The organism is Fulvivirga marina (assembly GCF_016775155.1).
Lineage (GTDB): Bacteria > Bacteroidota > Bacteroidia > Cytophagales > Cyclobacteriaceae > Fulvivirga > Fulvivirga marina.
On the sequence record NZ_JAEUGD010000058.1, the window covers coordinates 92,403 to 105,505 of the forward strand.

A 13,103-nucleotide genomic window follows, 5' to 3' on the forward strand; every position below is an offset into this window, starting at 1 on the left:
AATTACATTTGAGGTTATTTTGCAAATTTTACCCATGTGAAAGATTACTACAGCATACTCCAAGTAAATAGAGAAGCCTCAAAAAAAGAGATCAAGGAAGCTTACAGAAAGCTGGCTTTGCTGTATCACCCTGACACCAGCTCTCAGCCTGGTACTTCTGAAAAATTTCACGACATTAGTGAGGCATACGAAGTTTTAGAAAATGAGGAAAAACGACTTCAATATGACTCGTTACTTCGTAGTATTGAGTCAACCGCACACAAGATATACAAGAAAAAAAAGAGACCTCAGCCACATAGCACTGCTGAGCAACTTACTAAGGAAGAGTATGACGAAAGCATCAGGCCGTACCTGAAATACTCTATACTATTGAGCAGAGTTGCATTTGCATTTTGTATGTTTCTTTTTCTGGACTATTATTTACCTAGCAAAACCACTTTAGATATTGTCAGCGCAGTAGAAAAAAACTATACAAACACCAGCAGCTATGACCTTGCTATTGAAGTATTCATTGGAAATGGTACGGGCCTGCGCATTCCTGACGACTATCACGATTATTTTAAAGCTGGGGACAGCGTAGCCTTAAAGCGGACCCTCATCACAAATACAGCTATTAATATTACGAAAAAAGCAAGGTTTGCGACGCCAATCAGGGCCTATAATAATATTTATGGCCCTAAAATGTTTCTGGTGTATATATTAGCAACCTGTTCGCTACTGGGTGGGTTAGTAAACCTCTCTCCACATGGGAAAATCAGTTTTGGTATTGCCAGCGCATTCTTTTTGCTTATTGTCTATATTTTAATTTAGTTGTGTAAGTTTTACATCACCCTGAACTTTCATGTTAAAACTCATATGTCCTTTTCTGCTGGAGTTGTTATGCAGTACCATGCTTTACGGTCAAAATACTGCAGATACTACTGCTCAACTTTTCGAGCCTGGCCTGATTTCTACGAAATACCCTAACCGTGACATCGCCATATCGACAGATGGCAATGAAGTGTTTTATACTTTGCAAAGCTATAAGCGTGAGGTCAGCGTTATTATGCGGCTGGTTAAAGTCAAAGGAAAGTGGTCAAAACCACAGGTTGCTTCATTCTCCGGACAACATGGCGACCTGGAGCCTGCATTTTCTCCTGATGGCAAACGCTTGTATTTTGTAAGCAACCGTTCGGCAAATGGTACGACAAAGGAGGATTATGACATTTGGTATGTTGATAAAACCAATGATAAATGGGGTGATCCTATAAACATTGGAACACCTGTTAATACCGAAGAAAATGAGTTTTACCCTTCGATTACCAGCAAGGGAGACCTATATTTTACAGCAGAATATGAAGACAACAAAGGCAAGGAAGACATCTACGTAAGTCGTTTGGTTAATGGAAAGTACACCAACCCAGAAAGCATTTCTGAGGCTGTTAACAGTAAAACCTATGAGTTCAATGCTTTTATAGTTCCAGACGAAAGCTATATTTTGTTCACCTCATATGGAAGACCTGACGATTTGGGTGGTGGGGACCTTTACATAAGCTCAAAAAATGATCAGGGTGAGTGGTCTCCAGCCCGACATCTATCTCATTCTGTAAATTCTACCGCCCTGGATTATTGTCCATTTGTATCTGCTGATAGTAAATACCTTTACTTCACCAGCGACAGAAGCTCCGTAACATCAGCAAGAGACTATAAGTCCATTATAAACATGATGGAAAGTATCGAAAATGGCTTCGACAATGTTTACCGTATCAGTTGGGATAAAATTCTAAGCGAATAACCCAAGAGGTTAGCATACCTTCAGAAGCCCCCTTGCACAAATTTTTATTTGTCCTTTCACTTGCAGATTAATGATACAAATATTGTAGCAATGCTACAATATTTGTATCATCGCAAAAGCATTACCAGTATCGGTGAGTAAAGAAAATTTCAGAAAACCAAGGTTATACTATTTGGAACCAGCAGGTTCAAAATTTTTAAATAATAGCCAGACACATACAAGGCATATGAAAATACCCAAACCAGGTGCTCCGGTTAGAGGCTCCAAATCCGGCCAGCCCATCATGGCACTGTTTGACCTGCTCGGCCGCAGTTGGGCCATGGGTGTAATATGGAACCTCAACCGAGGTCCATGTACTTTCAGAGAATTACAAACACGGTGTAACATGGTGTCCCTTACTACCTTGAATAGCCGGTTAAAAGAACTTACCGAGGCATACCTGATTGAAAGATGTCTGGAAGGGTACCAATTGACTTCTTCAGGAGAAGAACTTTTCTCACTACTCAGCCCCTTAGGTAAGTGGTCAGGAAAATGGGCTGAAAAATTCTGAATACTACATTATGGAAATGAAATTATATTATTGCCACAACCAAATTGACAGAGCAGGAAACCTTAGAAAAGATGAGGTCTGGCTCTCCGGTCAGCTGAAATCACCACAAGCCTTACTTATGCCCTATTGGCGTAGCAAGAGCCTATTATCTGCAGACCACTCAAGTCTTGGCTACCTCTTGCTCCGGCAATCCGAACATGTTTTTTCAGCGGCCTCTGAAACCATATTTCTCGGACTAGACAATGACAGGCCAATATTTGCTGCAGACCTTTCCTGTCATGAATTAGAAGAAGCATCACAACTGGTGGGTATCGGTGAATTTCAGGATTTACGAAAGGTAGCTCCCCAACTATCACAGGAGCAGGCATCATTGGCTGCCTACGCCAGAGGACTAATGCAATGGCACAAGTCACATGCATTTTGCAGCCACTGCGGGTCTCGGTCAGCGGTGATACAGGGTGGCCATGCAAGAGAATGTGCTAATGAAGCCTGCAAGACCATGTGCTTTCCCCGACTTGACCCAGCTATCATCACACTTATAGAGCATATCCCTGAACATGGCGATCCAGTATGCCTATTGGGTGTTCATGATACGCCTTCGGGCAGATTCTGTACAACACTGGCAGGCTTTGTAGAACCGGGTGAGACGCTGGAAGGTGCTGTAGAAAGAGAAATGATGGAAGAGGTTGGGCTTGTCGTAAAAGATATCCGCTATGTGGCCTCTCAACCCTGGCCTTTTCCTGCTTCAATCATGATCGGATTTACCGCAAAAAGTGACTCTCTAAAATTCACGCTGGATAAGGATGAAGTTCCTAACGCAGCCTGGTTTACGGCCAAAGAATTGCTGGACGCCTCTAAAGCTAAAAAATTCAGCTTATCAAAGACAGACTCCATCGCACGTTTTCTTATAGAAAACTGGATTTATAAAAACATCAGTTAAACTTCTTAAGTTTATAAACCTGAGCAGTTCATGACCATAAACCCTGCAAGGTTTTTTAGGAATTTTGCGTTTGAACAACCGCAAAACGTAAAGGAATATACATCCCATCACACAACTGTCTGGAACAAACCTATCGCCATTCCGTTCTATGTGAGGTAACAACCTGTCAATAATTATTTACTAATCTTTGAAGAGTGTTAAAATGAATAACCAAGAAGGATATAACAACTGGGCAGCTACTTATGATACTGTAGCGAATAAGACCAGAGACCTGGAAGCTGAAGTGCTAAGAAAGATACTAACCGGACGTAAATTCAATCACATATTAGAAGCAGGATGTGGAACTGGAAAGAATACTCGCTGGCTTGCATCCCTCACCAACAACTTAACAGCTTTCGATCTTTCTGAAGAAATGATGGATAAGGCTCGCAAGAAAGTAAGCGATACAAATGTAACTTTTCAACAAGTTGATCTCACTCAAAGTTGGCCTGAACTGCCCCAACCTGCAGACCTTATTGTCTCCAGTCTCGTACTTGAGCATATCGAACATCTCGATTTCATCTTCAAACAAGCTAATATCGCTCTGGCAAATGGTGGGCTTTTTTACATCTGTGAACTACATCCCTTTAAACAATACTCCGGAAGTAAAGCCAGGTACGAGACAGATGAGCGCCTGGTGGTGCTGAAGTGTTTCACTCACCACTTGTCTGACTTTATAAAAGCAGCAGGAAAGCAAGGGTTCTCGCTAACGGAAGTAGATGAGTGGTTTGATACTGACAGACAAAATGAAATACCTCGCCTAGTGTCTTTTGTTTTTAGAAAAATCTAGAATGAGAGCACCCTTAAAAGCTCTGAACAACTAAACTCACCCGCTGTTGAGTTTCGACCTGATCCACAACAGGAGATACTTTAATAAAGAAGTAACCGCTGTTTCCGTTTCTCCACCAATCAGAAAAAAACAAGGGCCGTATCTTACAATACGGCCCTCATAACTACTACTACTTATATTCTTAAGGTGATTATTTCACCAATAACTTCTTAGTTTGGTTCATGTCTTTTCCTCTGATCACAACATGATACAGTCCTTTTTTCAAGCTACTGATATCAATAGTCTCGTCGTGCGATCCACTTACTTGAGATATAGTTTGCTTATAAACAGAACGTCCCATTGCATCAAAGATGCTTAAATCAACATCCTGAACATCTCCGGCTACTGAGAAATGAACAGTAGTGTAAGTAAATGCAGGGTTAGGGAATAATCCAATATCAGACATATCAGCAGCCTGAACTGATCTTGCAGATCCGCCAACCACTACTGTATAATCTTCTACTTCACCATAAGTGAATGTCTCACAAGATGTAGGATCTGCATTATATTTCATAGAAACTCTCATTCTTGTAGCACCTGAAAGAGCACTTGAAGGAATAGTAAAGCTTCCACTTACTGATGAAGCATTTGTTCTGCTTCTGCTATATACCTGCTCACCGGCATCAGCAAAGTCACCATCCTGATTGTAATCGATCCATACACCATAAGCTTCTCTGTAAACAGTTCCTGCCCATGCTGGAGTTATTGTTATAGTGTAGCTAGAACCTTTACTCACTGAAGTTGACTGTGAAGTGAAGTCAGCATAACCTCCGTTTGAACCAGAGTTATTGTTAATGCTTCCAATCTGTACACTTTGAATCCACTCATCGCTAGTATTGTTTCCTTTTGAATCGCAGTATGTGATGCTATTAGAAAGTGTAGTAACACTCACTGAGCTAGCAGGAGACTCATTTCCAGCAGCATCCTTAGCTCTTACAGCAATAGTATAAGTAGTGCTGGCAGTAAGTCCGGTAATTGTACTTGATGTAGAAGTTGTAGATCCGTTCAATGATCCATTCACATACACATCATATCCCGTTACACCAACATTGTCAGTTGACGCTGTCCATGATACAGTTGCTGAAGTTTGAGTTACACCTGATGCAGAAAGGTTACCAGGAGCAGTAGGAGCCTGCGTATCAGAACCACTACCTTCAGTACAATAGTTTACAGATTCTGAAGAACCGAAGCTTCCACCTGTAGCTATTACGTTGTTGCTCGCATCTCTCAAAGTGTATGATCCGTTACCATATGAGCAGCAGATACCGTCACCGTATGAGTCGTTGATAGTAAATGTGTAAGCACCAGCTCCAACATTAAAAGTTTCTGTTATTGTAGCACCTTTTGTAGAGTAACCACTACCAGAAGCTACAGTGCTACCACCTGAAGTTACAGACCAGCTGGTCTCTGCAGGGTAGTCATCAAACACTAAAGTTAAAGTAACCGGACCTGCGTAGCAGTTGCTGCCAGTTGTTGTTACAGTGATTTCTGAAGAGTATGCGCCACTGCCACTTGCGCAGTTAGCTCTTACTTTACATGCATAAGCTGTACCTGCTGTAAGGCCAGTAAAAGTTCTTGAAGTACCTGCAACTGTAGTTACAGTACCACCTACACTTACATCGTAAGAAGCTGCTCCTGAAACAGCGTTCCATGAAAGTGTAAAACTATTATCTGCAATATTTGATGAAGCCAACCCTGAAGGTGCTGCCAAAGAACATCCTCCAGTAGAAGAACCAAGATTTTCTCTTGCACCACCTGGCTCAAAGATAGCATCTACTCTAGCCTTCTGGCCTGCAGTAAACATAAACATACAAGCATCATCAACATAGTCCATGTAGTTCATGAACATATCGCTAGTAAAACCTCCATTGTTAGTACAAGATTTTGAAGGGTAGTTAGGGCATCCGTAGTTAGGAGCTGATGCAGTTGGAGTATCTGATACAAAGTCATCAACATTACAGTTACCGTCTCCCCAGATGTGTCTCAGGTTAAGGTAGTGACCTACTTCGTGAGTTGCAGTACGACCTTTGTCAAAAGGAGCACTCAGGTAAAATGTTTCACCAACAGGCTCTTTATCTTTGCTACCACAGTACTGAGGTGAGAATACTACACCGTCAGTAGATGCCGGACCACCAGGAAACTGAGCGTATCCTAAGATACCGCCACCAATGTTACAGATCCACATGTTCATGTTATGAGCAGGGTCTATTGGATCTACACCACCTTGAGATGATTTTTTCATATCATCGTTAGTTCCCCATGAGGTTCTTGTGCTAGATTTTCTAGTGATCTGAGATAAAGAGAATTCAATCTGCATATCAGTAGCAGTAAATTCTGCAGGCACACCACTCACATCGCTATTCAGTTTGCGAAAATCTTCATTCAAAACATCAATCTGAGACTGGATCTGAGCATCGCTAATGTTCTCCTGAGAATTACTATAGATAACATGTACAATTACAGGGATAGTAAGTACTCCGGTTCTGGCTTGAGCCATTCCCTTGCTTTTTCTTTGTAAAAATTCCCTGGTGTGTTGTTCGATTTGCTTTCTTTTCTCAGCAATCTTGGGGTTGTCATTTTGCTTCTCAAGCAATTCCTGAGCAGCACAGTTTCTGACTGGTCCTACTTGCGCATAAGTAGAATATACGCTGCATAGAACCATGCAGGTAATTAGTAAACGTTTTAACATGCAATTTATGGTTTAGGTTAATTAATGGATTACTATTTTGGATTGTAATGTATGAAATAACATCCACCTTCTGACTAGAGATGTAAAGAGAGGGTACTTCTTTAAAACTTCCTAAGATTGATGTCATTTAAAGATCGATTCAAGAATTAGTTCCGCTATTTACAAAAATATATCCTTGAAATCAAAAGAAAATTTCAACATTTTGAAATAAATGGAAACTTTATTCATGTCACTCAATTTTTTACAGAATTATTCATACTAGCAGTTTAAATAACTTACTCTCCAAACAAAATAAATCATGTTACCATCAATCATGTTAGCTTCATTAGAACGATATTATAGTGCCTCGGCATGAAACTGAACTGGTATATAAAAAAAAAGCTGCCCAGCCCTAACTGCGCAGCCCTAACTGAATCATTTTCCCCTAATTATTTCACTAATAATTTCTTAGTATGATTAATATCTCTTCCTCTGATCACCACATGATACAGACCTTTCTCCAGGCTACTAATATCAATGGTTTCATCATGTGATCCGCTTACCTGAGAAATGATTTGGCGATAGACGGAGCGGCCCATCGAATCGAAGACAGTTAAATCGACATCCTGACTGTCTCCAGCTATAGAGAAACGAACTGTAGCATGGGTAGTATATGCAGGGTTAGGGTACAGTCCCACATCGGACTTCTCAGCAACCTGAACAGACCTAGCCGTCCCGCCTACAACTATGGTGTAATCCTCTACTTCACCATAGCTAAATATTTCACAAGATGTAGAGTTGCCATTATATTTCATAGAAACTCTCATTCGGGTTGCACCAGAAAGCGCACTTGAAGGAACAGTGAAACTTCCGCTTATAGAAGTCGAAGTGGTTTTATTTCTGCTGTAAACCTGCTCTCCTGGATCAGCAAAATCACCATCCTGATTATAATCTACCCAAACAGTATAAGCTTCACTATAAACAGTGCCTGCCCATGCCGGCGTGATAGTAATGTTATAGCTTGAACCTGGGTTTACTGAGGTTGACAGTGAAGTAAAATCAGCATATCCACCATTTGAGCCAGAGTTATTATTAATGCTTCCTATCTGCACACTTTGTATCCATTCATCACTAGTGCTATTACCCTTTGAATTACAATAAACAGGTGCAGAGGTATCATTGCCCTCAGTACAATAATTTACAGACTCTGAAGAACCGAAGTCTCCTCCTGTTGCAATTACATTGTTATTGGCATCTCTCAAAGTATAAGATCCATTGCCATTCGAGCAACAAATACCATCACCATAAGAGTCATTGATGGTAAATGTATATGCGCCTCCTCCAACATTAAATGTCTCTGTAATCGTATCGCCTTTTTTATTATAACCACTACCCGAAGCAACAGTGCTCCCACCTGATATTACCGTCCAGCTTGTTTCAGAAGGATAATTATCAAGCACAAGCGTCAAAGTAACAGGACCGACAGCACAGCTACCACCTGTTGTAGTCACTGTGATTGAAGAAGAATATGCTCCATTGCCACTATCACAATTAGCTCTTACCTTACACGTATAGGCTGTACCCGCAGTAAGCCCGGTCAAGGTTCTTGAAGTACCTGAAACTGTAGTTACCGTTCCGCCTACATTTACGTCATAAGAAACCGCTCCGGAAACAGCGTTCCAGGAAAGCGTAAAGCCGTTATCTCCAATATTTGAGGAAGCCACCCCTGAAGGCGCTGCCAAAGAACATCCTCCTGTAGAGGAGCCCAGTTCTGCTCTTGCACCGCCCGGCTCCAGAACAGCGTCTACTCGGGCTTTCTGGCCAGCAGTAAACATGAACATACAAGCATCATTAACATAGTCCATGTAGTTCATGAACATGTCACTGGTAAAACCTCCATTGCTACTGCATGATTTTGAAGGGTAACTTGGACAATTATAATTAGGAGCTGTCGCTGTGGGAGTGTCAGACACAAAGTCATCAACACTACAGTCACCGTCTCCCCAGATATGTCTCAGGTTAAGATAGTGACCTACTTCATGGGTTGCTGTACGGCCTTTATCAAAAGGCGCACTTAGATAGAAAGTCTCTCCTGCCGGCTGCTTATCCCGGCTACCACAGAATTGTGGAGAAAAAACAACGCCATCAGTGGCCGCAGGCCCTCCCGGAAATTGAGCATACCCAAGAATATCATTGCCTATGTTACAGATCCACATATTCATATTATGCGCGGGATCTACAGGATCTACACCTCCCTGAGATGATCTTTTCATAGCATCATTTGTGCCCCAAGATGTTCTGGTACTCGACTTTCTGGTAATCTGAGACAGGGAAAACTGGATTTGCATATCAGTAGCAGTAAACTCTGAAGGTACTCCACTTACATCACTGTTCACCTTACGGTAATCCTCATTCAAAACATCGATCTGAGACTGAATCTGTGCATCGCTAATGTTCTCCTGAGCATTACTATAAATAACATGTACAATTACAGGGATAGTGAGTACACCTGTTCTTGCCTGCCCTATTCCCTTATCTTTTCTTCGTAAAAAATCTCTGGTGTGTTGCTCAATCAGATTTCTCCTCTCTGCAATTTTCGGATTGCTATTTTGCTCCTCAAATACTTCCTGAGCTGCGCATTTTCTCACAGGCCCCACTTGTGCATAAGTAGAATACGTACTACACAATGCCATGAAAAAAACAAGTAAATGTTTCAACATACAATTGGTTTTTAGGTTTAGAAATAATTAAAATGGTTGATTTAATTATATGGGGTATGTATCAATTTCAACTCAACAGCTTAAGGGTGGGGCGTTCTTTAAAACTTTTAAAAGACTGATATCAACTGCTGATTGATCCGAGAATTAATACGACGCGCTATTTACAAAAATATACACTCAGAATCAAAATAAAATTTTAACATTTCAGATAAAACAAAAATTTTATTCTTAATTCTAAATTAATACAGTATTGTTCATACTCAATTTGTCTATATAAGTTGGTAAACAACTAGCCGGGCAAGTAAAAATCGACAGCAAATGGGTCACGCAGAAATAATTCAGACCAAAAGAACGCTTTGAACGTAAAGAATGTGTCATCAAGTTGTTTAATGAAAAATTATTTGCCAACGACTATACCATCATATATATTGCGATACTTTTCTTAAACCCGACTATAAGGACACCTTTACTTAAATCAGTATTATGCCTGAATCCAAACAACAATGTTTGAAACAAAATATTATCATTAATGTTCTAAGGCAAGACAAGAGAATAAATGGGGAAATATTCGATAAAGGAACTTGAAAAACTTTCAGGCATTAAAGCCCACACCATACGTATATGGGAAAAACGCTATAAAGTCATTACGCCTAAAAGGACTCCTACTAACATTCGTTATTATTCTGACGATGATCTGAAAAAGATACTTAACATCTCTATTCTCAACAATCATGGGCACAAAATCTCAAAAATAGCATCTCTTTCGACCAGCGAGATGTACCAGAAGGTGGCAGAGCTTAGCAGCGAAGAGTCTGACTTCGAACTGCTTATAGATGAACTCACCATTTGCATGATAGAACTGGATGAAGGCAAATTCGACAAGCTTCTTTCAAGCTACATCGTAAGATTTGGTTTTGAGAAAACTATGATAGACATCATATATCCCTTTCTGGAAAAAATAGGCATTTTATGGCTTTCTGATAACATTTCTCCTATTCAGGAACATTTTATCTCTAACCTTGTTAAACAAAAAGTAATAGTGGCCATTGATGGTCTCACTATAAATAGCCAAAAAGATGCAGAAAAAGTTGTCTTATTTCTCCCTGAAGAAGAATTACATGAGATCGCTCTGCTCTTTTTCAATTATTTACTAAAAAAAGCAGGATACAAAACCTTTTATTTAGGACAAGCCGTTCCTCTTAACGACCTGGAAAAGGTAGTCAGCGAGCTAAGACCAAAATACCTCATCACCTGCATCACTTACTATCCGAAAGGTGAAAGCCTCGAGGAATTTATTACCCTACTGTCGGAAAAATTCCACAATACTGAACTCTATATAACTGGCAAACCTGTTTTTGACCTTGGAGTTAAAAACACCAAAAACACTCATATTTTCCAAAACGCTAAGGATTTGAGGAACATATTCAGGCTTCAGTCCTAAGCGACATAATTCTAGCATGATTTTTCATCTATTCAGAATATCACCTGAAGCGTAAATGATATTGTCTAATCATCAAAAGTAAATATTAGACAAACATTGACAAAATCAGTTAATTAATTTATTTTTGTTTAACGTTTAATTAAAATTATTAAACAGATATGACTGCAATAGAATTCAACCATAGAATTGCCTCCCTGAAAGACACCTTAGAATTATTTACCAGAAGATTCACAAAAGATCAAGAGGAGTCAGAAGACCTGATACAAGACACCGTACTCAAGGCCCTTACCTATCGAGATAAATTCAAGCAGAATACCAACCTCAAAGGTTGGCTATATACCATCATGAGAAACACCTTTATAAATAATTACAGAAAAGCGCAACGTGCAAGAACCACTCATGATGATACCAAGGAACTATATTATCTTAATGTAGCTGACAGCCATACTTTTAACTCACCGGATTCATCATATGAATATAAAGACATTGTTAACTGTATGAATGATGTTAAAAGTGATTTATTGATTCCTTTTAAAATGCATGTTGATGGGTATAAATATCATGAAATAGCAGACTCTCTGGAAATTCCGATTGGGACTGTAAAAAACAGGATATTCCATGCCCGAAAGGAAATACAAAAAAAACTAGTGGCTTATAGCACCTAATATGACAAAAACGAATATTGCCATTATCGGAGCAGGTTTTGCGGGCATCTCTGCAGCCTGCTGTCTTGCAAAAGCAGGCTGTACCGTAACCGTTTACGAAAAAAACGAATCTCCGGGAGGAAGGGCAAGAAAGTTTGAAGCTGATGGCTTTACTTTCGATATGGGACCAAGTTGGTATTGGATGCCAGATGTCTTCGAGAAGTTTTTTAACCGATTTGGTAAATCAACCTCTGACTATTATGACCTAATAAGATTAGACCCATCCTATAAAGTTCTTTTTGACCAAAATGATGTTGTAGATATTCCCACGGCTCCTGATGATATTTACGCCTTATTTGAAAAACTTGAACCAGGGAGCTCCAGGCAATTAAAATTATTTCTAAAGGAAGCCGCCTACAAATATGAAGTGGGTATCAATGATCTGGTCTATAAACCTGGCAGGTCTGTTAAGGAGTTTATCGATAAGCGCTTGCTTCTGGGGATATTCAAACTTCACGTCTTTCAATCTATTGCCTCATACATCAGAAAACACTTCACAAACCCCAGACTTATCCAACTTCTGGAGTTCCCCATTCTCTTTTTGGGGGCTATGCCTTCTAAAACACCTGCTTTATATAGCCTGATGAATTATGCAGATATTGCCTTGGGCACATGGTATCCTAAAGGCGGTATGTTTAAGATTGTTGAAGGTATGGTTTCCCTGGCAGAGTCTCTCGGAGTTGAATTCAAATACAATTCACCGGTTTCATCTATTGTTATGGAAGGCTCAAAAGCTAAAAGCCTTATTGTCAATAGTACTGAGTATATACACGACTACATTATTGGTGGCGCGGATTATCATCATATAGAGCAAAATCTATTGCCCAAAAATTACCGTAAGTATGACGAAAAATACTGGAACAAGCGGGATATGGCTCCCTCCTCTTTGATATTTTATTTAGGGATCAACAAAAAGCTTAAAAACCTGCTTCACCATAACCTCTTCTTCGATGAAGAGTTTGAGCAACACGCCAAAGATATCTATGTAACCCCGAGATGGCCGCACAAACCTCTCTTTTACACCTGTATAGCATCAAAAACCGACAAAGGGTGTGCACCCGAAGGTATGGAAAATGTATTTATACTGATCCCGGTAGCTCCCGGGCTGGAGGATAATGATGAAGTAAGGGAGCGCTATTTTAATCTTACTATTTCACGAATGGAAAGTTTGACGGGAGAATCCATCAAGGAACATATAATATATAAAAGAAGCTATGCCCACAGCAACTTCATTGAAGACTATCATGCCTTCAAAGGAAATGCTTACGGGCTGGCAAATACATTAAAGCAAACGGCCATATTGAAGCCGTCAATAAACAATCGAAAAGTACAGAACTTATTTTATACAGGACAGCTTACAGTACCCGGACCTGGAGTTCCTCCGTCTATTATTTCAGGACAGGTAGTAGCAAGTGAAATTATCAACCAATTACATTAA

Annotated in this window: 10 protein-coding genes; 8 read left to right on the top strand and 2 right to left on the bottom strand. The window is 40.1% G+C overall.

The genetic code is table 11. The annotated features are described in order from the left end of the window. The first annotated feature begins 36 nt into the window (after positions 1–36). The 5 genes from JMN32_RS16805 to JMN32_RS16825 all read left to right on the top strand — a co-directional run bounded on the left by JMN32_RS16805 (position 37) and on the right by JMN32_RS16825 (position 4,093). The gene (locus JMN32_RS16805) at positions 37–810 is read left to right on the top strand and encodes a DnaJ domain-containing protein (RefSeq protein WP_202857522.1); all 774 of its coding nucleotides are present in this window, start codon (positions 37–39) and stop codon (positions 808–810) included. 31 nt (positions 811–841) lie between these two features. Then, positions 842–1,774: a PD40 domain-containing protein gene (locus JMN32_RS16810; RefSeq protein ID WP_202857523.1), complete on the top strand. Its 933-nt coding sequence runs from the start codon at positions 842–844 to the stop codon at positions 1,772–1,774. A gap of 226 nt (positions 1,775–2,000) precedes the next feature. Then, positions 2,001–2,324, top strand: coding sequence for a winged helix-turn-helix transcriptional regulator (locus JMN32_RS16815; protein ID WP_238354518.1), 324 nt, complete (start codon positions 2,001–2,003; stop codon positions 2,322–2,324). 10 nt (positions 2,325–2,334) lie between these two features. Beyond that, on the top strand, positions 2,335–3,264 hold the full coding sequence (gene nudC, locus JMN32_RS16820) for an NAD(+) diphosphatase (RefSeq protein WP_202857524.1): 930 nt from the start codon (positions 2,335–2,337) through the stop codon (positions 3,262–3,264). Positions 3,265–3,466: 202 nt separating this feature from the next. Next, the gene (locus JMN32_RS16825; protein ID WP_202857525.1) at positions 3,467–4,093 is read left to right on the top strand and encodes a class I SAM-dependent DNA methyltransferase; all 627 of its coding nucleotides are present in this window, start codon (positions 3,467–3,469) and stop codon (positions 4,091–4,093) included. A gap of 190 nt (positions 4,094–4,283) precedes the next feature. On the opposite strand, the gene JMN32_RS16830 is transcribed toward JMN32_RS16825, so the two are convergent. Beyond that, complete coding sequence (locus tag JMN32_RS16830; RefSeq protein WP_202857526.1) at positions 4,284–6,821, bottom strand: fibronectin type III domain-containing protein; 2,538 nt, start codon at positions 6,819–6,821, stop codon at positions 4,284–4,286. Between the two features lie 428 nt (positions 6,822–7,249). After that, complete coding sequence (locus JMN32_RS16835) at positions 7,250–9,520, bottom strand: GEVED domain-containing protein (RefSeq protein ID WP_202857527.1); 2,271 nt, start codon at positions 9,518–9,520, stop codon at positions 7,250–7,252. A gap of 556 nt (positions 9,521–10,076) precedes the next feature. Between JMN32_RS16835 and JMN32_RS16840 the strand changes: the two genes are divergently transcribed. The 3 genes from JMN32_RS16840 (at position 10,077) to JMN32_RS16850 (ending at position 13,103) form a co-directional block, all read left to right on the top strand. Continuing rightward, the gene (locus JMN32_RS16840; protein ID WP_202857528.1) at positions 10,077–10,961 is read left to right on the top strand and encodes a MerR family transcriptional regulator; all 885 of its coding nucleotides are present in this window, start codon (positions 10,077–10,079) and stop codon (positions 10,959–10,961) included. Positions 10,962–11,119: 158 nt separating this feature from the next. Continuing rightward, the gene (locus JMN32_RS16845; protein ID WP_202857529.1) at positions 11,120–11,626 is read left to right on the top strand and encodes an RNA polymerase sigma factor; all 507 of its coding nucleotides are present in this window, start codon (positions 11,120–11,122) and stop codon (positions 11,624–11,626) included. Position 11,627: 1 nt separating this feature from the next. Continuing rightward, on the top strand, positions 11,628–13,103 hold the full coding sequence (locus JMN32_RS16850; protein ID WP_202857530.1) for a phytoene desaturase family protein: 1,476 nt from the start codon (positions 11,628–11,630) through the stop codon (positions 13,101–13,103).